Genomic DNA, 26,065 nt, shown 5'->3' on the forward strand with positions numbered 1-26,065 from the left:
GAAGAGATAGAACAATGCCAAAACGTACCGACTTAAAAAGCATTCTGATTTTAGGCGCTGGACCAATCGTTATTGGTCAAGCCTGTGAATTTGACTACTCTGGCGCTCAGGCGTGTAAGGCCCTGCGCGAAGAGGGTTACCGCGTTATCTTGGTGAACTCGAATCCGGCCACCATCATGACTGACCCAGAGATGGCCGATGCCACCTACATCGAGCCGATTCACTGGGAGGTGGTGCGCAACATCATCGCCAAAGAGCGTCCCTGCGCGGTACTGCCGACCATGGGAGGCCAGACGGCTCTGAACTGCGCACTGGATCTGGAGAAGCACGGCGTACTGGAAGAGTTTGGCGTTCAGATGATTGGCGCTACCGCCGATGCCATCGATAAAGCCGAAGACCGTGCCCGCTTCGATGTGGCCATGAAGTCCATCGGCCTAGAGACTCCACGCTCTGGCATCGCCCACAACATGGACGAGGCCAATGCGGTTCTTGAACAGGTTGGTTTCCCATGCATCATTCGTCCGTCCTTTACCATGGGCGGCAGCGGTGGCGGCATTGCCTACAACCGTGAAGAGTTCGAAGAGATCTGCACCAATGGTCTGGATCTGTCTCCGACCAATGAGCTGCTGATTGATGAAAGCCTGATTGGCTGGAAAGAGTATGAGATGGAAGTGGTGCGTGACCGTGCCGACAACTGCATCATCGTCTGCTCCATCGAAAACTTTGACCCAATGGGCATTCACACCGGTGACTCCATCACCGTTGCGCCGGCACAGACGCTGACCGACAAAGAGTACCAGCTGATGCGTACCGCTTCGATGAACGTACTGCGTGAGATTGGTGTGGAAACTGGCGGCTCCAACGTACAGTGGGCGGTCAACCCGAAAGATGGCCGTCTGGTTATCATCGAGATGAACCCTCGTGTATCTCGCTCCTCGGCGCTGGCCTCTAAGGCGACCGGTTTCCCGATTGCTAAGGTGGCGGCCAAGCTGGCGGTCGGTTACACCTTGGATGAGCTGCAAAACGACATCACTGGTGGCGCAACCCCAGCGTCGTTCGAGCCATCCATCGATTACGTGGTGACTAAGGTGCCGCGCTTTAACTTTGAGAAGTTTGCCGGTGCCAACGACCGCCTGACCACTCAGATGAAGTCGGTGGGTGAAGTGATGGCCATCGGCCGCACCTTCCAAGAGTCATTGCAAAAAGCCCTGCGCGGCCTAGAAACTGGCATGACTGGTTTTGACCCTGTGGTCAACCTGGATGACAACGACTCTCTGGCTAAGATTCGTTATGAGCTGCAAGAAGCGGGCTGTGACCGTATCTACTACGTGGCCGACGCTTTCCGTGCCGGGCTGTCCATGGAGGCCATTCACCGCCTGACCGGCATCGACAACTGGTTCCTAGTGCAGCTGGAAGAGCTGATTCGCCTTGAGGAAGAGGTGAAAGAGCGAGGCATTGCCGGTCTGGATTACGACTTTATGCGCAAGCTGAAGCGCAAAGGCTTCGCCGACGCCCGTTTGGCGAAACTGCTTGGCTGCGCTGCAGCTGAGATGCGCAAACTGCGCCAGCGTCTGGAGATCTTCCCGGTCTACAAGCGTGTGGATACCTGCGCCGCTGAGTTCTCCACCGATACCGCCTACATGTACTCCACCTATGAGGAGGAGTGCGAATCCCAGCCTTCCGACAAAGAGAAGATCATGGTGATTGGTGGTGGCCCTAACCGTATCGGCCAAGGCATCGAGTTTGACTACTGCTGTGTGCATGCGGCACTGGCGATGCGCGAAGATGGTTACGAGACCATCATGGTGAACTGTAACCCTGAAACCGTTTCTACCGACTACGACACCTCTGATCGCCTCTATTTTGAGCCGGTGACGCTGGAAGACGTACTGGAGATTGTGCGAGTCGAGCAGCCTAAAGGCGTGATTGTGCAGTACGGTGGCCAAACGCCACTGAAACTGGCTCGCGAACTGGAAGCGGCGGGCGTGCCAATCATTGGTACCAGCCCAGATGCCATCGACCGCGCTGAAGACCGCGAGCGTTTCCAACATGCCGTTGAGCGCCTTGGCCTTAAGCAACCAGAAAACAGCACAGTAACCAACATGGAGCAGGCGGTTATCGACGCCGAGCGCATCGGTTACCCGCTGGTGGTTCGTCCATCCTACGTCCTAGGTGGCCGTGCCATGGAGATTGTGTACGACGAGCAGGATCTGCGCCGCTACTTCAACGAAGCGGTATCGGTATCCAACGAGTCACCCGTTCTGCTGGACCGCTTCTTGGATGACGCCACCGAGGTTGATGTTGACGCCGTGTGCGACGGCCAAACCGTGGTGATTGGCGGCATCATGGAGCACATCGAGCAAGCAGGCGTTCACTCCGGTGATTCGGGTTGCTCCCTGCCTCCATATACGCTGAGCCCAGAGATTCAGAACCAGATGCGCGAACAGGTTCGCAAGCTGGCTCTGGAGCTGCAAGTAATCGGTCTGATGAACGTGCAGTTTGCGGTTAAGGACAACGAAATCTACCTGATTGAGGTGAACCCACGCGCTGCTCGTACCGTGCCATTTGTCTCTAAGGCGACCGGCGTTCAGCTGGCGAAAGTGGCCGCTCGAGTTATGGCTGGTAAATCTCTGGCGGAGCAAAACTTCACCGAAGAGGTGATTCCACCTTACTACTCGGTGAAAGAGGTGGTGCTGCCGTTTAACAAGTTCCCAGGTGTGGATCCACTGCTGGGGCCTGAGATGCGCTCTACCGGCGAGGTGATGGGCGTCGGTGATACCTTTGCCGAAGCTTATGCTAAGGCTCAGCTGGGTGCCATTAAGGATGTGCCTAAGTCTGGCCGTGCCCTGTTGTCAGTACGTCAGGGTGATAAAGCCCGAGTGGCTGACCTAGCTGCCAAGCTGATTGAACTGGGCTATGAGCTTGATGCCACCCACGGCACCGCAGTTGCGCTAGGGGAAGCCGGTATCAACCCGCGCTTGGTTAACAAAATTCACGAGGGTCGTCCTCACATCTTGGATCGCATCAAGAATGACGAGTACACCTACATTGTGAACACCACTGAAGGCCGCCAAGCGATTGAGGATTCTAAGCATCTTCGTCGCGGCGCACTGCAGCACAAGGTGAACTACACCACCACGCTTAATGCTGCCTTTGCTACCTGTTTGGCTCATACCGCCGACGACCGGGGCAATGTGAACTCAGTACAGGAGCTTCACCAGCGTAGTGTGAACTAAGCATCATCTTTCGTTGAACTAAAAGCGCCGATAGGGATGACCTATCGGCGTTTTCTTATTACAATCGGTCTATCAAACGATTGGTTACTCTCCCCCAAAATGACCTGAATTTGCCAAGCAAACCTTGGCCTAGAGGCGTTTTGGCTGGACAAATACGGAAAGAAAATATGTCTCAGGTTCCTATGACCGTTGTCGGTGCTCAGCAGCTACGTGAAGAGCTGGATCACTTGAAGCACACTAAGCGCCCAGCCATCTCCATCGCGATCGCCGAAGCTCGAGAGCTGGGTGATCTGAAAGAGAATGCCGAGTACCACGCGGCTCGCGAAGAGCAGGGCTTGTGTGAAGCGCGAGTTCGCGATATCGAAAGCAAGCTGTCTGTGGCTCAAATTATTGATGTGACTAAGATCCCTAACAATGGCCGAGTGATTTTCGGTGCCACCGTTAGCATCTTGAATGTAGAAACCGACGAAGAGGTGACTTACCGCATCGTGGGTGACGACGAAGCGGATCTGAAAGCCAACCTGATTTCGGTGAACTCTCCGATTGCTCGTGCCCTAGTTGGCAAAGAGTTGGACGACGTTGTGATCGTAAAAGCGCCAGGTGGTGACATTGAGTACGAGATCATCGAAGTCGAGTACAAGTAAAACCGAAGCGTTAAGCGAGTGGTTTTAGGTAAAATCACTCACTTACAAAAAAAGCCGCAATAAGTGCGGCTTTTTTAGTAACTTATGCTTCGACATTTCGCCGAAGCGGAATGTGAGACAAGCGTTATCGCTTAGCGAGCTTTAGGTAGCTCGATTTTGCGCTTTTCCGACTCGCGGTAAAGCACCAAAATGTGGCCGATCACTTGGACTTGGGCGGCAGCAGATTCACGAACGATGGCGTCCATAATGGCACGCTTTACTTCGCGGTCTTCGCTGGCGACCTTAACCTTGATCAGCTCATGGTGAGACAGGGCAACTTCAATTTCAGCCATCACCCCTTCGGTGAGGCCGTTGCCGCCCAACAGTACTACCGGCTTTAGGTTGTGGGCCAAACCCTTAAGGTACTGCTTCTGCTTGGTAGTTAATTGACTCATTAGGCCACTCATTTTTTGGTTGCGGGACTTGAAAAGCGCGTATTCTAACGCCATCTATAGCGTAATACTAATTCTTACCGAAGTGATACACTTCGATGTAAGACAAATTCGTCATCAACGGTCTGGAGAATTATGGCCGGTAAGAAAAAACGCAGCGCCAGTTCCACACGCTGGATGAAAGAGCACTTTGACGATCAATACGTTAAAGAAGCACAGAAAAAAGGTCTTCGATCTCGAGCCGCTTTTAAGATTGAAGAGATCCAAGGTAAAGATAAATTATTGAAGCCCGGCATGACCGTGGTGGATCTGGGGGCGGCCCCTGGCGGTTGGTCTCAGTACGCTGTGCAAGAGGTTGGCCTCGATGGCATGGTGATCGCTTGCGACATTTTATCGATGGACCCAATCGCAGGAGTCGATTTCCTGCAGGGGGACTTCCGTGAAGAAGCGGTGCTTAATGCGCTGCTTAAGAAGGTGGGCGATACTAAGGTTGATGTGGTGATGTCGGACATGGCACCGAACTTTTCCGGTTCGGCGGCGGTGGACCAACCTAGCTCCATGTACTTGGTAGAGCTGGCTTTCGACATGTGTCACCAAGTATTGGCGCCAAACGGTGCCTTCGTGGTGAAGGTGTTTCAGGGCGAAGGCTTTGATCAATACCTAGCGGAAGTACGTAAAGCTTTTAAAGTTGTAAAAATTCGTAAACCAGACTCCTCCCGAGCGCGCTCACGAGAGGTCTACATTGTGGCAAGCGGCTACAAGTTGTAAGCTTGTTTCAGATAAACCAAGGAATTTGCGGGGTTCTCTACCTTGAGTGATATGGCGAAAAATCTAATTTTGTGGTTGGTAATCGCTGTCGTATTGATGTCGGTCTTCAAAGGCGTAAACCCAGGGGGAACCCAGGGCAACGTCATCAGCTATACCGATTTCGTTGAAGCGTACAGCAATAGCCAAGTGCCTGCGGTTGAGTTCCAGGAGGATGGGATTACCATCTCTGGTAAGACCCGTAATGGTGACCAGTTTGTCACCTACATGCCAGCTTACGACGACAAACTTATTGATGACTTGATCACCAAAAACGTGGACATCAGTCGTCTGCCACCTGAGCAGCCAAGCGTGCTGGCTCAAATCTTTATCTCCTGGTTCCCAATGCTGCTGTTGGTTGCCGTGTGGATCTTCTTCATGCGTCAGATGCAAGGCGGTGGCGGGAAAGGCGCCATGTCCTTCGGCAAGAGCAAGGCACGCTTGATGGGTGAAGACCAGATTAAAACCACTTTCGCCGACGTGGCCGGTTGTGACGAAGCCAAAGAGGAAGTGGGCGAACTGGTGGATTACCTGCGTGACCCAACCAAGTTCCAGAAACTGGGCGGCCGAATCCCTACTGGCGTGTTGATGGTTGGTCCTCCAGGTACGGGTAAAACCTTGCTGGCGAAAGCCATTGCCGGTGAAGCTAAGGTACCGTTTTTTACCATTTCCGGTTCTGACTTTGTTGAGATGTTCGTGGGTGTGGGTGCTTCCCGTGTTCGTGACATGTTTGACCAAGCGAAAAAGTCTGCTCCTTGCATCATCTTTATCGATGAGATTGATGCCGTGGGTCGCCAACGTGGTGCCGGTTTAGGCGGTGGTCACGATGAGCGTGAGCAGACCTTGAACCAGATGCTGGTTGAGATGGACGGCTTTGAAGGTAACGAAGGCATTATCGTGATTGCCGCGACTAACCGTCCTGACGTACTGGACCCTGCGCTGCTGCGTCCTGGTCGTTTCGACCGTCAGGTAACTGTTGGTCTGCCAGACGTTCGTGGTCGTGAACAGATTCTGAAAGTGCACATGCGTAAAGTGCCGCTGGCAGAAGATGTGGCTGCGGATCTGATTGCCCGTGGTACCCCTGGGTTCTCCGGTGCCGACCTGGCGAACTTGGTGAACGAAGCGGCGCTGTTCGCGGCTCGTTCTGACCGTCGCCTGGTGTCGATGGAAGAGTTTGAAAAAGCCAAAGACAAGATCATGATGGGCGCAGAGCGTCGTTCCATGGTGATGACCGAGGAAGAGAAGAAGATGACCGCGTATCACGAAGCCGGTCACGCCATTGTGGGTCGGATGGTGCCTGAGCACGATCCGGTGTACAAGGTCTCTATTATTCCTCGCGGTCGAGCTTTGGGTGTGACCATGTATCTACCAGAGCAGGACCGCTGGAGTCACTCTAAGCAGCATCTGGAATCGATGATCTCAAGCTTGTATGGTGGCCGTATTGCCGAAGAGGTGATCTACGGTGCCGATAAGGTGACCACGGGGGCGAGTAACGACATTGAACGTGCGACCGACATCGCCCGTAAGATGGTAACCCAGTGGGGCTTGTCATCGCGTTTAGGTCCGATGAACTACGCCGAAGAAGATGGTGAGGTGTTCCTCGGTCGCTCCATGGCCAAGGCTAGCCACATGTCTGACGAAACGGCGAAGATGATCGACGAAGAAGTGAAGGACGTCATCGACCGTAACTATCAACGTGCCTTGAGCATCCTTGAGGACAACATGGACATCCTGCACTCCATGACCGATGCGCTGATGAAGTACGAGACCATTGATGCCAAGCAGATTGATGATCTGATGGAGCGCCGCGAAGTGCGTGAACCTGCGGATTGGACCTCTGGCAACGACAGCTCGGACGATACGCCTACCGGTGGCTCCAAGGTGGAGGAGGAAACCAAGCCTTCTGCCATCGATGGCAGCGAAGCGGAAGCGAAATAATCGCCCTCTGTTGGCCTAAGTAAGTTAATATTAAGTCCCGCAAATTGCGGGACTTTTTTTATGGAGACTATGATGAAACTCGATTGCGGTGGTCGCTTGTTGGATCTGAGTTCACCAGTGGTGATGGGGATCATCAATGTGACGCCTGATTCCTTTTCCGATGGTGGCAAGTTCAATCATTTAGATGCAGCGCTAGAGCAAGCTCGTCAGATGGTGAACGACGGAGCCAAAATTCTAGATATTGGCGGTGAGTCTACTCGGCCCGGTGCACCTGACGTGGCCTTGGAGGAGGAACTCAATCGAGTATTGCCAGTCATAGAAGCCATCAGTTCGGACCTGGATGTGGTGATCTCCATTGACACCAGTAAGGCTGAGGTGATGCGTGAGGCGGTAGCCTCCGGTGCCGGGCTTATCAATGATGTACGCGCTCTGCAGGAGCCCCATGCTTTGAGCACCGCGGCAGCGCTTCAGGTGCCAGTATGCTTGATGCACATGCAGGGGCAGCCTCGTACCATGCAGCACAGCCCAATCTATGATGATCTCATGGGAGACATTCGTGGATTCTTTGAAGCACGAATAGAAGCCTGCGTACAAGCAGGAATTCCCAGAGAGCAGTTGCTACTGGACCCAGGATTTGGCTTTGGCAAAACCTTAGAACACAACTATCAACTGTTGGCGCAACTGAGCGGTTTTACTGATTTAGGCTTGCCGCTATTAACGGGCTTAAGCCGAAAAAGCATGTTTGGTAATTTGCTGGGCCGAGATACTTCGGAGCGGCTTGCTGCCAGCTTGGCGGGAGCGCTACTCTGTGCACAGCAAGGGGCCAGCATTATCCGGGTTCACGATGTGCGTGAGACCCAAGATGTGCTTCGTGTATTGGAAGTGACTCAGGCTCAGAGGTAACTTAGCCTCTCTGGGAAGAGAGGACAGTGTTTCCTCGAAAGAATCAGATATTTAAAGCTGCTGGTACAAAATAGAAGCATTCAAACCAGCAAACTTGGAATTTGGCGGGTTCGGACTTGTAACTTATTTATGGGTTCGATATTATCTCGCCCGCTTTCACAGGAGAGATGTATGGCATTACGACGCCCTATGGTCGCAGGCAACTGGAAGATGAATGGATCTCGCCAGCTTGCTCAGGAACTGATGAAAAAATTCAGTCGCTTAAAAGACGACTCTGCCGAGGTGGTCATTTGCCCTCCTACGGTTTACTTGGAAAGCGCTTCACAGCTGCTGGAAAACAGTAAGCAGGAGCTTGATGGTCGCTTAGTGCGCTTAGGTGCACAGAATGTGAGTCATCACGAATTTGGTGCCTACACCGGTGAAGTTTCGGCTTCCATGCTGCGTGAATTTGGCTGCAAATACGTGATCATTGGTCACTCTGAACGTCGTCGTATGTATGGCGAGACTAGCGACATCGTTGCAAATAAATTTGAAATGGCACAGAAATTAGGGTTAACTCCCATTCTCTGTGTTGGTGAGTCCCTCGCCGCTCGAGAAGCCCGTCGCACCTTTGAGGTGATTGCAGGCGAACTGGATGCAGTGATCGAAAGAGTAGGGACAATGGCGTTTGATAATGCCATTATCGCTTACGAGCCGTTATGGGCTGTAGGCACGGGTAAAAGTGCTACCCCTGAACAAGCACAAGAAGTTCATGCCTTTATTAGGCAACGGTTATCTGAAGTGTCGCCCTTTATCGGCGAGAAAATTCGCATCCTTTACGGAGGCAGCGTGAAGCCCAGCAATGCGGCAGATCTATTTTCTCAGCCTGATGTGGACGGTGGTTTGATTGGCGGTGTTAGCCTCAATGCCAGTGAGTTTATGGCATTGTGTGACATCGCAATGAATGCGGAATAAGCAACATGCTTTATACGGTTTTGATGGTTTCATATCTGGTGGTTGCCTTGGCTATTATTGGCCTGGTACTTATCCAGCAAGGCAAAGGCGCAGATATGGGAGCCTCCTTCGGTGCTGGCGCATCTGGCACCCTGTTTGGCTCTGGTGGCTCAGGTAACTTCCTGACCCGCGCAACCGCCATCTGTGCCGTGTTGTTTTTTGTACTGAGCTTGTCTATCGGTAACATGTCGTCTCACAAGAGTGACAACGTTAGCGACTTCGAAACCATCGAAGTAGAGCAGCCGGTACAAGACGACCTGCCGCAGTAACAGTTTTAGCCGAGGTGGTGGAATTGGTAGACACGCTATCTTGAGGGGGTAGTGTCCTATGGACGTGCGGGTTCAAGTCCCGCTCTCGGCACCAAATAAAAAAGGTCGATTATTAAATCGGCCTTTTTTGCGTTTCAAGGACTTGTTGTGTTGCGCCCACTAGGGTGGGTCAGTATAATAAGCGCCATCGATTTTCAAGCAGATGCCACGCATTTCGGCTTGAATCAGCTACACTGACTAAGCTTTCGATAAAGCTTCGCAGTGAGCGGCGACACCCAGTGTCGCACCACTCTCCGTTATCAGCTTAGCCTGATAGTTGTTACCGAGAAGGCCGCGGCGGAGGCGGTGGGCTATTCCCTGTGAATGGTTCGATGATTTTCATCATCCCAAACAGGGTACAGCGCACTTTAAGCCCCGTTTTAGCTCGGGGCTTTTTGTTATCTGTCCGTTGGGATTGATAGAGCAGTTGAGTCGATTAAATAGAAGTAAATCAATGAATTACTCTATTGTTTGTATCGGCTTGAGTGCTATAGATAACAGGGCTTTATGCCCTTTTTTCGTTTGTAGGGAGAGGCGCAATGGCAACGCTAGAGCAACGCTTAACCGAAATGTTGCAGGAACCGGTTGAAGCCTTGGGCTTTGAGCTGGTTGGTATTCAGTTTGTACGTGCCGGTAGTCACTCAACACTGCGAGTGTTTATCGACCACGAGAATGGCATCACAGTAGATAACTGTGCAGAGGTTAGTCGTCAGGTTGGCGCAGTTCTGGATGTAGAAGATCCAATCAGCACCGAATACAACCTAGAGGTTTCCTCTCCAGGCATCGAACGTCCGTTGTTTTCAACGGCACACTATCAACGCTTTATCGGCGAAGAGGCGTTTGTGCTTCTGAACATGCCGGTTGAAGGCAAAAGAAAATTACAAGGTGAGATCAAGGCCGTAGAGGGCGAGATGATCACTTTGTCGGTAAAAGGTACCGATCAGGAAGTGGCTTTAGCGAACGTGCGCCAAGCCCACCTGGTTGCTAAGTTCTGATAGTTTCAGGGTGAAACGAGGCTGACCCATGAGCAAAGAAATTTTATTAGTCGCCGAAGCGGTAAGTAACGAAAAGGCACTGCCGCGCGAGAAGATCTTCGAGGCCCTTGAAACGGCCTTGGCGACCGCTACCAAGAAAAAGTACGAAATCGAAATCGAAGTTCGTGTTGAGATCGACCACAAGACCGGTGAGTTTGACACTTTCCGTCGTTGGTTGGTGCTGGAAGACGACGCTGAGATGGAAGAGCCAACCCGTGAGCTGTCTCTGTCCGCTGCGCGTGCCATGTACGAAGACGACACCATCGAAGCTGGCGATTACGTAGAAGAGCAGATTGAATCTGTGAAGTTTGACCGCATCACCACTCAGACCGCGAAGCAGGTTATCGTACAGAAGGTACGTGAAGCTGAGCGTGGCCTGATTGTTGACCAGTTCCGCGATAAGGAAGGTCAGCTGGTGACTGGTGTGGTTAAGAAAGTTAACCGTGATTCTGTGATTCTGGATCTGGGTAACAACGCCGACGCCATCCTGTACCGTGAAGAGATGCTCCCTCGCGAGAACTTCCGTCCAGGTGACCGTATTCGTGCGCTGCTGTACGCCGTACGTCCAGAGTCTCGTGGTGCTCAGCTGTTCCTGAGCCGCACCAAGCCTGAGATGCTGATCGAACTGTTCCGCATTGAGGTGCCAGAGATTGGCGAAGAGATGATCGAAATCATGGGCGCCGCTCGTGATCCAGGTTCTCGCGCCAAGATCGCCGTGAAGAGCAATGACAAGCGCATCGACCCAGTCGGCGCCTGTGTTGGTATGCGTGGTGCCCGTGTTCAAGCCGTTTCTGGCGAACTGGGCGGCGAGCGCATCGACATTGTGCTGTGGGACGACAACGTTGCTCAGTACGTGATCAAGGCGATGGCACCTGCCGATGTGGGCTCCATTGTGGTTGACGAAGATGCCAACAGCATGGACGTTGCCGTAGAACCAGATAGCTTGGCTCAAGCCATTGGCCGTAACGGTCAAAACGTACGTCTGGCGTCTCAGCTTACCGGCTGGGAACTGAACGTCATGACTACCGATGACATGGCTAAGAAGCACCAGGAAGAATCTGACCGCCTGATTAGCCTGTTCGTGGACAACCTAGACATCGACGATGAGTTCGCAGAAGTTCTGGTTGACGAAGGCTTTACCAGCCTAGAAGAGATCGCCTATGTGCCAATCAGCGAACTTCTCGACATCGATGGCTTTGAAGAAGACATGGTTGAAGAGCTGCGTGAGCGTGCTAAAGCAGCACTGACCACCAAAGCACTGGCTGATGAAGAAGCCCTAGACGGCGCCGAGCCAGCAGAAGACCTGCTGAATCTGGAAGGTCTGGAGCGTCACCTAGCATTTGTTCTGGCTTCTCGCGGTGTTATCACCCTAGAAGATCTGGCCGAGCAAGGTGTGGATGACCTGAGCGAAATCGAAGAGCTGACCGAAGAGAAAGCCGGTGAGCTGATCATGGCGGCACGTAATATTTGCTGGTTTAGCGACGAAGCCTAAGCCGGAAATCGGAGGATTCGAATAGATGGCAGATTTAACCGTAGAAAAACTCGCCAGTGAAGTAGGGAAACCGGTAGATCGTCTGGTTTCTCAATTCGCGGAAGCGGGAATTAAGAAAAGCGCGACTGACCCAGTGACTGAGCAGGAAAAACAAACTCTGCTTAATCACTTGGCTGGTCAGCACGGCGGGAGCAATGAACCGACCCGCATGACTCTACAACGTAAGAAGCGTTCAACTTTGAGCGTGAGTGCGGGTGGAGGCAAATCAAAGGACGTTCAAGTGGAAGTGCGCAAGAAGCGCACTTACGTGAAGCGTAGTGCCGTTGAAGAGCAGCAGCGTCAGGAAGAAGAAGCCCGTCAGGCCGCAGAAGAAGCGGCACGCCGAGAGGCAGAGGAACTGGCTAAACGTGAAGCCGAAGAACAAGCCAAGCGCGACGCGGAACAGAAAGCCAAACGTGAAGCTGAAGAGAAGGCGAAGCGTCAGGCAGCAGAAAAAGCCAAGCGCGAGGAGCAAGAGAAGTTAATGGCGAAAGAAAAGGCCGGTGAAGATATCGCACGTCAAGAAGCTGAAAAGTTAAAAGCGGCTCAAGAAGCCGAAGCGGCGCGTAAAGCCGAAGAAGAAGCCAAAGCGAAAGCAGAAGAAGCTAAGCGTTTGGCTGAAGAGAATGCAAAACGTTGGGAAAAAGAGGAAGCTGAGCGTAAAGCGCGCGAGCAAGCCGATTACCACGTAACCACTTCGACCGCTGCTCGTGCCGCGGAAGATGCGTCCGACGCTCAAGCAGAGCGTGGCCGTCGTCGTAAGAAGAAGAAAGCAGCAGACTCTCAGGATCGTAACGCCCGTGGCCCACGCGGTCGTGGTCGCGGTCGTGGTAAGACTCCTAGCTCCATGCAGCAGGGCTTCCAGAAGCCAGTTGAGAAAGTCGTTCGCGACGTTGAGCTGGGCGAAACCATCACCGTTGGTGACCTAGCCAACAAGATGGCCGTTAAAGCCACCGAAGTGATCAAGGTAATGATGAAGATGGGTGCCATGGCAACCATCAACCAAGTTATCGATCAGGAAACCGCCACTCTGGTGTGTGAAGAGATGGGCCACAAGGTTATCCTTCGCAACGAAAACGAGCTGGAAGATTCCATCCTGGAAGATCGTGATACCGAAGCTGCTTCTGAGCCACGCGCTCCAGTCGTGACCATCATGGGTCACGTTGACCACGGTAAGACCTCGCTGCTGGATTACATCCGCCGCGCCAAGGTTGCCGATGGCGAAGCCGGTGGTATTACTCAGCACATCGGTGCATACCACGTAGAAACCGACAACGGCATGATCACTTTCCTGGATACTCCAGGACACGCAGCGTTTACCTCCATGCGTGCTCGTGGTGCACAAGCCACTGACTTGGTAGTCCTGGTTGTTGCCGCCGATGACGGCGTAATGCCTCAAACCATCGAAGCGATTCAGCACTCTAAAGCGGCCGGTGTGCCTCTGGTGATTGCGGTGAACAAGATGGATAAAGAGACTGCCGATCCAGATCGCGTTAAGACCGAACTGTCTCAGCACGAAGTGATTCCAGAGGACTGGGGTGGCGAGCACATGTTCGTTCACGTATCCGCTAAGTCCGGTATGGGTATCGACGAGCTGCTGGAAGGCATCTTGCTGCAATCCGAAGTTCTTGAGCTAACTGCCCGTAAAGAGGGTATGGCTCGCGGCGTTGTGATTGAATCCCGCCTAGATAAAGGTCGTGGTCCTATCGCTTCCGTACTGGTACAGGAAGGTACTCTGAACCAGGGCGACATCGTTCTGTGTGGTCTAGAGTATGGCCGTGTTCGTGCAATGCGCGATGAAAACGGTAAAGAGATCAAGACTGCCGGTCCTTCTATCCCTGTAGAGATTCTGGGTCTGTCTGGCGTACCTGCAGCCGGTGATGAAGCCACTGTAGTACGTGACGAGAAGAAAGCCCGTGAAGTGGCGCTGCACCGTCAAGGTAAGTTCCGCGAAGTTAAGCTGGCACGTCAGCAGAAGGCCAAGTTGGAGAACATGTTCACCAACATGACCGAAGGCGACGTATCCGAGCTGAACGTGGTACTGAAAGCCGACGTACAGGGTTCCCTGGAAGCCATCGCCGACTCACTGATGAAACTGTCTACCGACGAAGTGAAGGTAAACATCATCGGTCGTGGTGTGGGTGGTATCACCGAGACCGACGCCTCTCTGGCAGCGGCGTCCAACGCCATCATGGTTGGCTTTAACGTTCGTGCCGATGCCGTTGCGCGTCGCACCGTTGAAACCGAGAACCTGGATCTGCGTTACTACAGCGTAATCTACGACCTGATCGACGAAGTGAAAGCAGCGATGAGCGGTATGCTTGCCCCTGAATTCAAACAGGAGATCATCGGTCTGGCTGAAGTACGTGACGTATTTAAGTCGCCTAAGATCGGTGCGGTTGCCGGTTGTATGGTTACCGAAGGTATCGTGAAGCGTAGCGCTCCAATCCGCGTACTGCGTGAAAACGTTGTAATCTACGAAGGTGAGCTAGAGTCTCTACGCCGCTTCAAAGACGACGTTGCCGAAGTTCGTAACGGCATGGAGTGTGGTATCGGCGTTAAGAACTACAATGACGTGAAGGTCGGTGACCAGATCGAAGTATTCGAAACCGTCGAAGTTAAGCGTACTCTGTAATTAAGAGCTGGGGAGGGGCAACCCTCCCCAGAAGTTTTATGGCTAGAGAATTCAGTCGTACTCAACGTGTCAATCAACAGATTCAGCGCGAGCTGGCGATGATTATGATGCGTGAGATTCGAGATCCCCGTTTGGGCATGGTTACCATCAATGACGTGGAAACCTCCCGGGATCTCAACTACGCCAAAGTGTTCGTTACCTTCTTAGATAACGAGCCTGAGCAGGTTAAAGCTCAAATGGATGCGTTGCTGGAACTTGCTCCTTACATTCGCTCTTTGTTGGCTTCCAGTCTGCGCACCATGCGCGCCATCCCAGAACTGCGTTTTACCTACGACAGCTCTTTGGTGGAAGGCATTCGCATGACCAATGTGGTTAACAAAGTGGTTGCCGATGATAAGGCGAAAGCCGAAAAGCACGGCACTGATGAGTCCGAAGAGGGTCAAGAGTAATGGGTAGACGCCGTTTTCGCGGTCGCTTAGTCGACGGCATTGTGCTGTTGGATAAGCCGGAAGGCATCACCTCCAATGACGCGCTGCAGCGTGTTAAGCGTATCTATAACGCCGCTAAAGCCGGCCACACCGGTGCCTTGGATCCCCTGGCGACCGGTATGCTGCCGCTGTGCTTTGGTGAAGCCACCAAGTTTTCTCAATACCTGCTGGAAGCCGACAAGCGTTATCGCGTTGTGGCCAAGCTGGGTGTGCGTACCACCACCTCTGACGCCGATGGCGACGTAGTGAGTGAGCGCCCAGTGAACACCAGCCTAGGTGAAATTAAGAAAGCCATTGAGCACTTCCGTGGTGAATCCATGCAGGTGCCAAGCATGTTCTCGGCACTGAAATATCAGGGTGAGCCTCTGTATAAGTACGCTCGCCAAGGTATTGAAGTTCCTCGTGAAGCTCGTCCAATCAACGTCTACGAAGCGGAGCTGATTCGCTTTGATAACGACGAAGTTGAGATGGAGCTGCACGTATCCAAAGGCACCTACATCCGTACCATCGTTGATGACATGGGTGAGTTGCTGGGCTGCGGTGCTCACGTTACCGTGCTGCGTCGCACTCAAGTTGCCGGTTACCCATACGAGCGTATGGTGTCGCTAGAGCAACTAGAGAACTTGCTGCAGCAAGCGTTGGATCAGGGCCGCAAACCTAGTGAGCTATTGGATCCACTGCTGTTGCCGATGGACACCGCGGTAATGACCTTGCCAGAGGTGAACATGACCGAAGTGGTGGCAAGCTACATCATGCATGGTCAGCCAGTTCAGGTGTCACGAGCACCTGAAGAGGGCACGGTTCGCCTGACAGTCGGTGAGCAGCGGGTGTTTGTAGGACTGGGTGAAATCGATGACGATGGCCTAGTTGCACCAAAACGCCTGATTAACGTCAGTCAGGGTTGAGTCTGACGGCGGAGATCGCTAGAATACCCCGTCCCGCTGGAGCTGAATTAGTGATTGGCTCCGGCATTATTTGTATATCGGAGATAGATTATGTCACTAAGCACTGAAGCTAAAGCAAAGATTCTGGCTGAATTCGGCCGTGGTGAGAAAGATTCTGGTAGCCCAGAAGTACAGGTTGCGCTGCTGACCGCTCAGATTAACCATCTGCAAGGTCACTTCAAAAAGCACATCCACGATCACCACAGCCGTCGCGGCCTGCTGCGCATGGTTTCTCAGCGTCGTAAACTGCTTGACTACCTGAAGCGCAAAAACAACGCTTCTTACGTTGAGCTGATTGCTAAGCTGGGCCTGCGTCGCTAATAGATGCAATTCCGGTGAAAGGGGACCCAATAGGGTCCCCTTTTTCGTTGCCGCATAGAAATTTAGATGCCCTCAGTGGGGCTTTCGAGTGAGTTAGGCCAGGCCAGTTTGCTCGATGAGTGCAAATTTAAGGCTTTTACCACTTGACTCCTGTCATTCCCCATCTATTGCAGTATACTAGTGCGCGAAATTTAAGATTAAAAACACAGTTAAGGAACACATAACGTGAATCCCGTCATTAAGAGTTTTGAGTACGGCCGTCACACGGTCACTCTGGAGACTGGCGTAATCGCCCGTCAAGCCGATGCCGCCGTTCTGGCCAGCATGGGCGACACCACCGTTCTGGTATCCGTAGTAGGTAAGAAACAAGCGGATCCAGGTCGTGACTTTTTCCCTCTGACGGTTAACTATCAGGAAAAAACTTACGCTGCCGGTAAGATCCCAGGTGGGTTCTTTAAGCGTGAAGGTCGTCCTTCTGAAGGCGAAACCCTGACTGCGCGTCTGATCGACCGCCCAATCCGCCCACTATTCCCGAATGGCTTCAAGAACGAAGTGCAGGTAGTGGCGACCGTGGTTTCTGTTGACCCAGAAATTCAGCCTGACGTAGTTGCCATGATCGGTACCTCTGCGGCGCTGGCGATCTCCGGTATCCCATTTGAAGGTCCAATCGGCTGTGCCCGCGTTGGTTACCAGAATGGCGAGTACCTGTTGAACCCATCCATGACCGAGCTGGAAGAGAGCGATCTGGACTTGGTGGTTGCTGGTACTTCTGAAGCGGTACTGATGGTTGAATCCGAAGCCAACATGCTGTCTGAGTCTGTGATGCTGGGTGCGGTAGTATTCGGTCACACCGAACAGCAGAAAGTGATCAATGCCATCAACGAGTTTAAAGCCGAAGCTGGTAAGCCAGTTTGGGATTGGACTGCGCCTGCGAAGAACGAAGATCTGATCGCTAAGGTTGCCGCCATTGCTGAAACCGAAATGGGCGACGCGTACCGCATTACCGACAAGATGGAGCGTAAAGACGCTGTTGACGCCCTAAAAGCGAAAACCGTTGAAGCCCTGACTGCCGAAGACGAAGCTCTGGACCCACAAGAGATTGCTGGCGTTCTGGGTAGCCTGGAGAAGACCGTAGTTCGCGGTCGCGTTCTGGCTGGCGAGCCTCGCATCGATGGCCGTAACACCAAGATGATCCGTGCGCTGTCTGTTGCACCAGGTGTCCTGCCACGTACCCACGGTTCTGCCCTGTTCACCCGTGGTGAGACTCAGGCTCTGGTTGCCGCCACTCTGGGTACCGAGCGTGACGCTCAGATGATCGACGAGCTGACCGGCGTTCGTACCGACCGCTTCATGCTGCACTACAACTTCCCTCCATACTGTGTGGGCGAAACCGGCATGATCGGTTCTCCTAAGCGCCGCGAAATCGGCCACGGTAAGCTGGCCAAGCGTGGTGTGATGGCAGTAATGCCTACCGCTGAAGAGTTCCCATACTCCGTACGTGTAGTAAGTGAGATCACCGAATCTAACGGTTCTTCTTCTATGGCGTCTGTATGTGGTACCTCTCTGGCTCTGATGGACGCTGGTGTGCCAATCAAGGCTTCCGTTGCCGGTATCGCAATGGGTCTGGTTAAAGAAGGCGACAACTACGTGGTTCTGTCTGACATTCTGGGTGACGAAGACCACCTGGGTGACATGGACTTTAAAGTTGCTGGTAGCCGTGATGGTATTACCGCGCTGCAGATGGACATCAAGATCTCCGGTATTACTCAAGAGATCATGCAGACCGCTCTGAAGCAGGCTTATGAAGCCCGTATTCACATCCTGAACGTAATGGATGAGTCTCTGCCAAGCGCTCGTACCGAGCTGTCTGAGCACGCGCCTCGCATCACCACCATCAAGATCCACCCTGATAAGATCCGTGACGTAATCGGTAAAGGCGGCGCCAACATCCGTGCGCTGACCGAAGAGACCGGCACCACCATCGAAATCGAAGATGATGGCACCGTGAAAATTGCTTCTACCGATGGCGCAGCTTCTGCTGAAGCCGTACGTCGCATCGAAGCGATCACCGCTGACGTTGAAGAGGGTCGCATCTACCAAGGTAAGGTTGTTCGTATCGTCGATTTCGGTGCGTTCGTAAACATCCTGCCTGGTAAAGATGGTCTGGTACACATCTCTCAGATCACCGCTGAGCGTGTAAACAACGTTGCTGACCACCTGAAGATCGGCCAAGAGGTTGATGTGAAGGTTGTGGAAGTTGACCGTCAGGGTCGTATCCGTCTGTCCATCAAAGAAGCCCAAGCGGCTAAAGAGGGCGACGCACCTAAAGCGGAATAAGCTCTAGTGTGATTGGGCACTGAAATGCCCGCAGAAAAGGAAGCCAACTGGCTTCCTTTTTTTATGCCTTGGAACTTTGGCTCGATCCATTAATCAAATATGAGACAAATAGTTAATGCGTTTGTGACATGGCACCACTACAATGGCTAGACGCATGATTTACCGGCGACAGTCTAATGGCCGGTCAAAAGGATACTCGAATGAAGAAAACTAGAGCTTGGTTGGTGATGGCAGCCGTATGCATGGGGTTAACGGGTTGCGCATCTACGTCCAGCGAAGCTCCCACCGGGCATAGCGGGCAGATGGTGTTAGTTACGCCGTTGCAGCCGGACGCAAACTTAGAGGTGGCGCTGGCGAAAATCAGCGAACTGCTGATCTCTGCCGAGCTGACCGAAGATCAACGTGCCCGTTTTCTTTATGACCGAGGCGTACTGTATGACAGCGTTGGCCTGCGTACCCTCGCCCGTATCGATTTTACCCGTGCGCTGAAACTTCGCCCTGATCTGGCTGATGCTTATAACTTTATGGGCATCTATCTGACTCAGGCGATGGAGTTTGATCAAGCCTATGAAGCGTTCGATGCGGTGCTCGAGTTAGACCCCAATTACGATTTTGCTTACCTTAATCGTGGCATTGCCCTCTATTACGGTAGCCGACCTCAGCTGGCGAGCGAAGATCTGACCGAATTCTATAACCTTGACCCCAACGACGCTTACCGCCTACTTTGGTTGTATTTGGCCGAGCGTGAGAGCCAGCCAGAGCAAGCGGTTGCTGATCTTAAGCGTCGCAGTAACAACATAGAGGACGGCTGGGGCAAAGCACTGGTGGCTTACTACGCCAAGGAGATCGATCAGGATCAACTGTTGGCGGCTGCCAGACAGGGCTTGAAGCACCAAAAGCAGCTGGCCGAGCGCTTGTGTGAAGCCTACTTCTATATGGGTAAACAGGCACGAATGGACGGCAACGACCGTCAGGCGATGAATCTGTTCAAGCTGTCGCTGGCCACCAACGTCTATGAGTTTGTTGAGCATCGCTATGCCATTATGGAGATGCGCCAGATTGCCACTTCACTACTTGAAGAACAGCCTATCGAGCCATAATTACAGCGCTCAATGCTTTTGCTATAATGCCCGCCTTTGAATTTTCACTGGCGGGTTTTTCATGTCTACGCACCAGCAGGAAGTGGCCAAACGGCGCACCTTCGCGATCATCTCTCACCCGGATGCGGGTAAGACCACCATCACTGAGAAAGTGATGCTTTACGGTAATCTGATTCAGAAGGCCGGTACTGTGAAAGGGCGCGGGTCAGGCCAGCATGCAAAATCTGACTGGATGGAGATGGAAAAAGAGCGTGGCATCTCGGTAACCACATCGGTGATGCAGTTCCCATACGGCGATAGCTTGGTGAACCTGCTGGATACTCCTGGTCACGAAGACTTCTCTGAAGATACCTACCGTACTTTGACCGCAGTGGATTCCTGTTTGATGGTGATCGATGCCGCCAAAGGTGTTGAGGACCGTACCCGTAAGTTGATGGAAGTTACCCGTCTGCGTGATACGCCGATTGTCACCTTCATGAACAAATTGGACCGCGACATTCGTGACCCAATGGAGCTGATGGATGAAGTTGAGACTGAACTCAACATCATGTGCGCCCCTATTACCTGGCCAATTGGTTGTGGTAAAGAGTTCAAAGGGGTATACCACATCCATCGTCAAGAGGCGATTTTGTACCAAAGCGGCCATGGCCACACCATTCAGGATCTGGATATCGTTAAAGGTTTGGATAACCCTGAACTGGACGAAAAGATCGGTTCTGAGCTGGCAGAGCTGTTGCGTGAAGAGTTGGAACTGGTGTTGGGTGCTTCCAACGAGTTTGACCAAGAGCTGTTTAGCACCGGTGAACTGACGCCAGTGTTCTTCGGTACCGCTCTGGGTAACTTCGGTGTTGACCACATGCTAGATGGACTGACTGCTTGGGCTCCAGCCCCTCAGCCTCGTGCCACTGACGCTCGTGACGTGACCGCAGATGAAGAGAAGTTCTCTGGTTTTGTGTTTAAGATTCAGGCCAACATGGATCCTAAGCACCGTGACCGCATCGCCTTTATGCGCATCTGCTCTGGCAAGTACAGCAAGGGCATGAAGATGCGCCATGTGCGTATTAAGAAGGATGTGGCCATCTCTGATGCCGTAACCTTTATGGCTGGCGACCGTAGCCATGCCGATGAGGCCTACCCTGGTGACATCATCGGTTTGCATAACCACGGTACCATTCAGATTGGCGATACCTTCACCCAAGGTGAAGAGATGAAGTTCACCGGCATTCCTAACTTCGCCCCTGAGATGTTCCGCCGCATTCGTCTGCGGGATCCATTGAAGCAGAAGCAGTTACTTAAAGGCTTAGTTCAATTATCGGAAGAGGGCGCAGTACAAGTATTTCGCCCAATCGACAGCAACGACTTGATCGTGGGCGCCGTCGGTGTGCTGCAGTTTGATGTGGTCGTGGCTCGCCTGAAAGCGGAATACAAAGTGGATGCGCTGTATGAGGCGGTTAACGTGGCGACGGCGCGCTGGGTTGATTGTGAAGATGGTAAGAAGCTGGATGAGTTCCGCCGTAAAGCCTCTGCCAACTTGGCACTGGACGGCGGTGATAACCTCACCTACATCGCACCGACCATGGTGAACCTAAATCTGACCATGGAGCGTTACCCTGACGTGACCTTTCATAAAACTCGCGAGCATTAACCTCTCGGGTTTAGATATACTGATAAGGGCAGCGTTGGCTGCCCTTTGTTTTGTTAGTTAGGAACTCAATGGTGTTAACCGACAGCCACTGCCATCTGGATTTTGCGGCGTTTGATGACGACCGTGACGAGGTCATTGGCCGCGCTAAGGCGGTGGGCGTGACCAAGATGGTGATTCCGTCGGTATGCCATCGAAGCTTGGATAGACTACACCAGCTGTGTCAATCTCACTCTGAGCTGTTCTATGGCGTGGGCATTCATCCTCGGTTCGCCGAACCGAATTTTGAGGATGCTCTGGGTACATTGGCTCAGTTTCTCGAATCCAAGCCTGATAAGTGCGTTGCCATTGGCGAGTGTGGCATCGACATGGTGAGTTCCCCTTTATCTCTCGAGCAACAGATGACGCTGTTTGAAGGCCATTGCCGGTTAGCAACGCAACATCAATTGCCGCTGCTGATTCATAGCCGTAAAGCTCACCACCATCTACTTCCCCTGTTGGATAAATACCCATTGCCCGCCAAAGGGGTGATTCACGGATTCAGTGGCAGCGCCCAAATGGCGAAAGAGTTCGTCAAGCGAGGCTTCTATTTAGGCGTTGGCGGCGTGGTGACCTACGAACGCGCCCAAAAAACGCGTCAGGCCATCGCCGAAGTGGATAGGAATTTCCTATTACTGGAGACCGATTCACCGGATATGCCAGTCAGTGGCTTTCAAGGGATGCGAAATGAGCCCTGTCGAATTCAACTGGTGTTGCAAGCTGTTACAGAGCTTCTAGACTTACCTTGTTCTGAGGTGAGTTCACTATTTTCCGAGAACTCCTATCGGTTTTTCAATCGCTTAGTTTGATTGTAAGTGAAGGTCAATTTTGAGTGTCACTTTCAAATTTTTCACAGTGCTGTGACCTGGTTTGAAATTTTGACGTCAGAAATTTACGTGCTTTACTTACTGTAATGTAAGAGAAAATTGCTAAAAGCTGAATTATTGGTCGAAAACTTTGATCTGATCGGCGATTTTTGACAGAGAGCGCAGTATAATTCCGCCCGGATGATAAGTTGTTTTACGACAAAATTTATAAAACTTAACAAGAGGATGATGGGTTCATGGGTATACTGATGAGCTTAGTAGGGGTGGCTACCCTAATCGGAATCGCTGTACTGCTGTCTACCGACCGCAAAGCGATTAACTTACGCACCGTTGGTGGTGCATTTGGTATTCAGGCTGCATTGGGTGCGTTCGTACTGTACGTTCCAATCGGTAAAGATATCCTAGGTGGTATCTCATCTGCAGTATCAAACGTAATCTCTTACGCCAATGACGGTATTGGCTTCCTGTTCGGCGATCTGGCCAAGTTCAAAGTTGGCTTTATCTTCGCCATCAACGTTCTGCCAATCATTGTGTTCTTCTCTGCACTGATTGCCGTTCTTTACTACATGGGCATCATGCAGTGGGTTATCCGTATTATCGGTGGCGGCCTGCAGAAAGCTCTGGGTACTTCTCGTCCTGAGGCGATGTCTGCAACTGCAAACATCTTCGTTGGTCAAACTGAAGCACCTCTGGTAGTTCGTCCATTCATCCCAACCATGACTCAGTCTGAATTGTTCGCAATCATGACTGGTGGTCTGGCGTCAGTAGCCGGTTCTGTACTGGCTGGTTACGCAGGTCTGGGTGTGCCTCTAGAGTACCTGATTGCTGCATCCTTCATGGCGGCACCTGGTGGTCTGTTGATGGCGAAGCTGATGCATCCTGAAACTGAAGAAGCTCGTCAGGACATCGATGAAATCGGTGAAGCAGATGAAAAACCAGCGAACGTACTGGACGCAGCAGCTGCTGGTGCATCCTCTGGTATGCAACTGGCTCTGAACGTTGGTGCAATGCTGTTGGCCTTCATCGGTCTGATTGCCATGATCAACGGCATCATCGGTGGTATCGGTGGCTGGTTCGGTTACGGTGACCTGTCTCTGGAAATCATCCTGGGTTACGTATTCGCTCCGCTGGCGTTCCTGATTGGTGTGCCATGGGAAGAAGCTCTGGTAGCAGGTTCCTTCATTGGTCAGAAGATCGTTGTTAACGAATTCGTTGCATACATCAACTTTGCCCCTTACCTGAGCGGTGAAGCCCTGATTAACGGTGTAGAGATGAGCAAGCACACCCAAGCGATTATCTCCTTCGCTCTGTGTGGTTTTGCTAACCTGTCTTCTATCGCAATTCTGCTGGGTGGTCTGGGTGCTATGGCGCCTAACCGTCGCGGCGATTTGGCTCGTCTGGGTATGCGTGCGGTTATCGCAGGCTCCATGTCGAACCTGATGAGTGCTACTTTGGCTGGCTTGTTCCTGTCACTGTAAACTCTCCTAGGCCGGGCAATTGCCCGGCCTTTTTGTATTATCCGATGTCGGTTTCGATGAAGTCGCACATTACCGAAGTGGTTAAAGGGTAATTCCAACAGATCGACCTTAGGTCGATTTTGCCGTATTGGAGGCACTTCATCCTAGCCAGGGATAGCTGGTTATAACTCTATGGATCTTGGAGTGGATGATGAAACACACAGTAAAATTGACTTTAGCGGCTGCGCTTTTCTGCCAACCTGTGATGGCGGAGCAGTACTACGGCTTTATGGATGTGTCCCTGAACTATCTGGACTGGACCGATAAAGCGGAAGACCGCACTAACCCTAATAAAGGGGGACGAGGCGGTGCTAAAGAAGATTTCTTCTATCTCGAGCTTGAAGGTGGTGCCGGTTTTGACTGGGGCGACGTATATGGCTTTGTAGACTTTGAAAACCCCACCAATTCTAACGACGGTCAGTTCTCTGACGAGGCCTTTGCCACCGACGGTTTCCGCATCGCCGCAAAAGGCACCTTTGCTTACAACCTCGGTAAGTCGAACTGGAACTTCTATGGTCACATCTACAGTTTCACCGAATCCTCCTCTGGATTTTTTGATCAAAACGTGGTGGTAGGTGTTAGCTATGACATCTTTACTGACTACGGTTTGTGGATGAAACCTTTCATCGGTGGCCACTATGAGAACCAGGGAGCGGCAGGCTCAGGGTGGAATGGCGGTATGCTTGGTTGGGTTTTGGGATACGACTTTCAGGTCGGCAAACAGAAGTTTTCCATTACCAATTGGCATGAAACCGAGTTTGCTCGGGATGATCAATTCCGCAGTAACGGCACGCAGTTTAAGCTTAACTCCGTCGGCTGGAATGGTGCTGTAGCCCTTTGGTGGCACCTGTCGAATAACTTTACCGGTGGATTCCAGTACCGTTATGCAGACCATAAACTGGGTACGGCAGCCTATCACGATGCGTTGATCTACACATTGAAATACAACTTCTAAAAATTAACGCTGAGTTTCTCGTAAGCCCACACTTCAATGTGGGCTTTTTTGAGGCGATTATTTGAACAAAATATGCTGTCATCATTTTGAAATTAACCTGTATTAAAGTGTTGTTATTGTTCTCAGAGATGATCTGAGTGTTTTTTATTCACTTCCTTTGAGTGCCTTTAGACGTCAATTTACTTTCTACCTGAAAGCTTGGTTTGTAATTTTATTACAAAAAAGATCTGAATATTTCTTGATTGATATCGTTAAACACCAAAAAACGACCTTCATACAGATTAATTTTCGCTATTGATACAGAGCTGTATTTTCTTGATCCTTACCGGCAAAAATGAGCCAGAATCGGGAAAAGTCTATGAAATTGGCATCAATCTGCGAGCAAGATCACAACCCTGGCAATTTTCACTTTATTTCTACTCGAAACCGGTCACAGCCGATTGTTCCAAAAATCGCTTTCGATAAAATGCGCCGTGCTTAAAGGATGTTGGAATCCAATTTTAATAATCTGTATTTATACAGGGGTTGATGATGAAAAAAATTCTAGCCGGTGCAGCTCTAGCTGCTCTATCCATGAACGCTTTCGCTGCTGATTACTCTGACGGCGACATTCACAAGAACGACTACGCTTGGTCACAGTTCAACCTGATGTGGGCTGATAACCAGCTGCCTCAGCAAAACTCTGATCACTCTGGTCACGATTACATGGAGATGGAATTCGGCGGTCGTTCCGGCGTATGGTCTCTGTACGGTTACGTTGACGTATTCAACCTGACCAACTCCGATTCTCAAGATATCGGTGATGGCGGCGAGAAGATGTTCATGAAGTTCGCTCCACGTCTGTCTCTGGACGCGCTGACTGGCATCGACATGTCTTACGGCCCAATCAAAGAAGTTTACTTCTCTACTCTGTTTAACTGGGGTGGCGGTAACGTAGACGTTGATGGTAGCGGCGACGGTACTGTAAACAACTCTTTCTGGGGTATCGGTGCTGACGTTGACGTTGCATGGCTAGGTACCGTTGGTATGAACGTATATGGTCTATACGATATCAACGCTAAGAAGTGGGATGGTTATCAGTTCTCTGCTAACTGGTTCAAGCCTTTCTACTTCTTCGAAAACAAGAGCTTCCTGTCTTTCCAAGGTTATGTTGATTACCAGTGGGGCATCGACGAAGTATCTTTCGGTGAAGGCAAAGCAAACCAGCTGAAAACTGACAAAGGTGGCGCTGCATTCTTCGGTCTGTACTGGCACTCTAACCGCTACGCGATCGGTTACGGCCTGAAAGGCTTCAAAGACGTATACGGCCTGCAAGATGGCGGTGTAGTTGGCGAAACTACCGGCTGGGCAAACTACCTGTCCGTTACCTACAAGTTCTAAGCTAAACGCTTAAGACTAAAAGCCTCGATGCGATGCATCGGGGCTTTGTTGCTTTTAG

At 51.8% G+C, this 26,065-nt stretch carries 21 protein-coding genes and 1 tRNA gene; 21 read left to right on the top strand and 1 reads right to left on the bottom strand.

Annotation, left to right across the window (positions count from 1 at the left end; translation table 11 throughout):
- Window positions 1-14 precede the first annotated feature (14 nt).
- Together carB and greA are read left to right on the top strand one after the other, a co-directional pair.
- The gene (gene carB, locus FCL42_RS09275; protein ID WP_136863132.1) at window positions 15-3,236 is read left to right on the top strand and encodes a carbamoyl-phosphate synthase large subunit; all 3,222 of its coding nucleotides are present in this window, start codon (window positions 15-17) and stop codon (window positions 3,234-3,236) included.
- Between the two features lie 167 nt (window positions 3,237-3,403).
- A complete protein-coding gene (gene greA, locus FCL42_RS09280; RefSeq protein WP_136863133.1) occupies window positions 3,404-3,880 on the top strand; it encodes a transcription elongation factor GreA in 477 nt (158 codons plus the stop codon).
- Window positions 3,881-4,011: 131 nt separating this feature from the next.
- On the opposite strand, the gene yhbY is transcribed toward greA, so the two are convergent.
- Window positions 4,012-4,314 carry a ribosome assembly RNA-binding protein YhbY gene (yhbY, locus tag FCL42_RS09285; protein WP_136863134.1) on the bottom strand — a complete coding sequence of 101 codons (303 nt, stop codon included), beginning with the start codon at window positions 4,312-4,314 and terminating at the stop codon, window positions 4,012-4,014.
- A gap of 132 nt (window positions 4,315-4,446) precedes the next feature.
- Here yhbY and rlmE point away from each other — a divergent pair, with 132 nt between their 5' ends.
- The 19 genes from rlmE to FCL42_RS09380 all read left to right on the top strand — a co-directional run bounded on the left by rlmE (window position 4,447) and on the right by FCL42_RS09380 (window position 26,007).
- On the top strand, window positions 4,447-5,079 hold the full coding sequence (gene rlmE, locus FCL42_RS09290; protein ID WP_136863135.1) for a 23S rRNA (uridine(2552)-2'-O)-methyltransferase RlmE: 633 nt from the start codon (window positions 4,447-4,449) through the stop codon (window positions 5,077-5,079).
- Window positions 5,080-5,121: 42 nt separating this feature from the next.
- Window positions 5,122-7,053, top strand: a complete 1,932-nt coding sequence (gene ftsH, locus FCL42_RS09295; protein WP_136863136.1) for an ATP-dependent zinc metalloprotease FtsH — start codon at window positions 5,122-5,124, stop codon at window positions 7,051-7,053.
- 69 nt (window positions 7,054-7,122) lie between these two features.
- A complete protein-coding gene (folP, locus tag FCL42_RS09300; RefSeq protein ID WP_136863137.1) occupies window positions 7,123-7,956 on the top strand; it encodes a dihydropteroate synthase in 834 nt (277 codons plus the stop codon).
- Between the two features lie 171 nt (window positions 7,957-8,127).
- Complete coding sequence (tpiA, locus tag FCL42_RS09305) at window positions 8,128-8,910, top strand: triose-phosphate isomerase (protein ID WP_136863138.1); 783 nt, start codon at window positions 8,128-8,130, stop codon at window positions 8,908-8,910.
- Between the two features lie 5 nt (window positions 8,911-8,915).
- The gene (gene secG / locus FCL42_RS09310) at window positions 8,916-9,218 is read left to right on the top strand and encodes a preprotein translocase subunit SecG (RefSeq protein ID WP_136863139.1); all 303 of its coding nucleotides are present in this window, start codon (window positions 8,916-8,918) and stop codon (window positions 9,216-9,218) included.
- Between the two features lie 8 nt (window positions 9,219-9,226).
- Window positions 9,227-9,312 (top strand) — tRNA-Leu (locus tag FCL42_RS09315).
- Between the two features lie 484 nt (window positions 9,313-9,796).
- A complete protein-coding gene (gene rimP, locus FCL42_RS09320) occupies window positions 9,797-10,252 on the top strand; it encodes a ribosome maturation factor RimP (RefSeq protein WP_136863140.1) in 456 nt (151 codons plus the stop codon).
- Window positions 10,253-10,280: 28 nt separating this feature from the next.
- Complete coding sequence (gene nusA / locus FCL42_RS09325) at window positions 10,281-11,783, top strand: transcription termination factor NusA (RefSeq protein ID WP_136863141.1); 1,503 nt, start codon at window positions 10,281-10,283, stop codon at window positions 11,781-11,783.
- A gap of 25 nt (window positions 11,784-11,808) precedes the next feature.
- On the top strand, window positions 11,809-14,457 hold the full coding sequence (infB, locus tag FCL42_RS09330) for a translation initiation factor IF-2 (protein ID WP_136863142.1): 2,649 nt from the start codon (window positions 11,809-11,811) through the stop codon (window positions 14,455-14,457).
- Between the two features lie 38 nt (window positions 14,458-14,495).
- On the top strand, window positions 14,496-14,906 hold the full coding sequence (gene rbfA / locus FCL42_RS09335) for a 30S ribosome-binding factor RbfA (protein ID WP_136863143.1): 411 nt from the start codon (window positions 14,496-14,498) through the stop codon (window positions 14,904-14,906).
- Window positions 14,906-15,850 (top strand): tRNA pseudouridine(55) synthase TruB, encoded by a 945-nt coding sequence (gene truB, locus FCL42_RS09340; RefSeq protein ID WP_136863144.1) that lies wholly within the window; start codon window positions 14,906-14,908, stop codon window positions 15,848-15,850. Before rbfA ends, truB begins: the two co-directional genes overlap by 1 nt.
- Window positions 15,851-15,940: 90 nt before the next feature.
- Window positions 15,941-16,210, top strand: a complete 270-nt coding sequence (gene rpsO, locus FCL42_RS09345; RefSeq protein WP_136863145.1) for a 30S ribosomal protein S15 — start codon at window positions 15,941-15,943, stop codon at window positions 16,208-16,210.
- Between the two features lie 225 nt (window positions 16,211-16,435).
- Entirely contained in the window at window positions 16,436-18,547 is a 2,112-nt protein-coding gene (gene pnp, locus FCL42_RS09350; protein WP_136863146.1) for a polyribonucleotide nucleotidyltransferase, read from the top strand.
- A 200-nt stretch (window positions 18,548-18,747) separates the two neighbouring features.
- Entirely contained in the window at window positions 18,748-19,647 is a 900-nt protein-coding gene (gene nlpI / locus FCL42_RS09355; RefSeq protein WP_136863147.1) for a lipoprotein NlpI, read from the top strand.
- A gap of 61 nt (window positions 19,648-19,708) precedes the next feature.
- Complete coding sequence (gene prfC, locus FCL42_RS09360) at window positions 19,709-21,292, top strand: peptide chain release factor 3 (RefSeq protein WP_136863148.1); 1,584 nt, start codon at window positions 19,709-19,711, stop codon at window positions 21,290-21,292.
- A gap of 71 nt (window positions 21,293-21,363) precedes the next feature.
- On the top strand, window positions 21,364-22,137 hold the full coding sequence (locus tag FCL42_RS09365; RefSeq protein WP_169308350.1) for a TatD family hydrolase: 774 nt from the start codon (window positions 21,364-21,366) through the stop codon (window positions 22,135-22,137).
- A 254-nt stretch (window positions 22,138-22,391) separates the two neighbouring features.
- Complete coding sequence (locus FCL42_RS09370; RefSeq protein WP_136863150.1) at window positions 22,392-23,633, top strand: NupC/NupG family nucleoside CNT transporter; 1,242 nt, start codon at window positions 22,392-22,394, stop codon at window positions 23,631-23,633.
- Window positions 23,634-23,823: 190 nt separating this feature from the next.
- Window positions 23,824-24,627: an outer membrane protein OmpK gene (locus FCL42_RS09375; protein ID WP_136863151.1), complete on the top strand. Its 804-nt coding sequence runs from the start codon at window positions 23,824-23,826 to the stop codon at window positions 24,625-24,627.
- Window positions 24,628-25,158: 531 nt separating this feature from the next.
- The gene (locus tag FCL42_RS09380; protein ID WP_136863152.1) at window positions 25,159-26,007 is read left to right on the top strand and encodes a nucleoside-specific channel-forming Tsx family protein; all 849 of its coding nucleotides are present in this window, start codon (window positions 25,159-25,161) and stop codon (window positions 26,005-26,007) included.
- Window positions 26,008-26,065: the final 58 nt, after the last annotated feature.

This window comes from Ferrimonas aestuarii (assembly GCF_005116665.1).
GTDB classification, from domain to species: domain Bacteria; phylum Pseudomonadota; class Gammaproteobacteria; order Enterobacterales; family Shewanellaceae; genus Ferrimonas; species Ferrimonas aestuarii.

Excerpts from the sequence above, each read along its gene's own strand:
- carB (WP_136863132.1), top strand. The coding sequence starts at position 15 with ATGCCAAAACGTACCGACTTAAAAAGCATTCTGATTTTAGGCGCTGGA.
- greA (WP_136863133.1), top strand. The coding sequence starts at position 3,404 with ATGTCTCAGGTTCCTATGACCGTTGTCGGTGCTCAGCAGCTACGTGAA.
- yhbY (WP_136863134.1), bottom strand. The coding sequence starts at position 4,314 with ATGAGTCAATTAACTACCAAGCAGAAGCAGTACCTTAAGGGTTTGGCC.
- rlmE (WP_136863135.1), top strand. The coding sequence starts at position 4,447 with ATGGCCGGTAAGAAAAAACGCAGCGCCAGTTCCACACGCTGGATGAAA.
- folP (WP_136863137.1), top strand. The coding sequence starts at position 7,123 with ATGATGAAACTCGATTGCGGTGGTCGCTTGTTGGATCTGAGTTCACCA.
- tpiA (WP_136863138.1), top strand. The coding sequence starts at position 8,128 with ATGGCATTACGACGCCCTATGGTCGCAGGCAACTGGAAGATGAATGGA.
- secG (WP_136863139.1), top strand. The coding sequence starts at position 8,916 with ATGCTTTATACGGTTTTGATGGTTTCATATCTGGTGGTTGCCTTGGCT.
- rimP (WP_136863140.1), top strand. The coding sequence starts at position 9,797 with ATGGCAACGCTAGAGCAACGCTTAACCGAAATGTTGCAGGAACCGGTT.
- nusA (WP_136863141.1), top strand. The coding sequence starts at position 10,281 with ATGAGCAAAGAAATTTTATTAGTCGCCGAAGCGGTAAGTAACGAAAAG.
- infB (WP_136863142.1), top strand. The coding sequence starts at position 11,809 with ATGGCAGATTTAACCGTAGAAAAACTCGCCAGTGAAGTAGGGAAACCG.
- rbfA (WP_136863143.1), top strand. The coding sequence starts at position 14,496 with ATGGCTAGAGAATTCAGTCGTACTCAACGTGTCAATCAACAGATTCAG.
- truB (WP_136863144.1), top strand. The coding sequence starts at position 14,906 with ATGGGTAGACGCCGTTTTCGCGGTCGCTTAGTCGACGGCATTGTGCTG.
- rpsO (WP_136863145.1), top strand. The coding sequence starts at position 15,941 with ATGTCACTAAGCACTGAAGCTAAAGCAAAGATTCTGGCTGAATTCGGC.
- nlpI (WP_136863147.1), top strand. The coding sequence starts at position 18,748 with ATGAAGAAAACTAGAGCTTGGTTGGTGATGGCAGCCGTATGCATGGGG.
- prfC (WP_136863148.1), top strand. The coding sequence starts at position 19,709 with ATGTCTACGCACCAGCAGGAAGTGGCCAAACGGCGCACCTTCGCGATC.
- FCL42_RS09370 (WP_136863150.1), top strand. The coding sequence starts at position 22,392 with ATGGGTATACTGATGAGCTTAGTAGGGGTGGCTACCCTAATCGGAATC.
- FCL42_RS09375 (WP_136863151.1), top strand. The coding sequence starts at position 23,824 with ATGAAACACACAGTAAAATTGACTTTAGCGGCTGCGCTTTTCTGCCAA.
- FCL42_RS09380 (WP_136863152.1), top strand. The coding sequence starts at position 25,159 with ATGAAAAAAATTCTAGCCGGTGCAGCTCTAGCTGCTCTATCCATGAAC.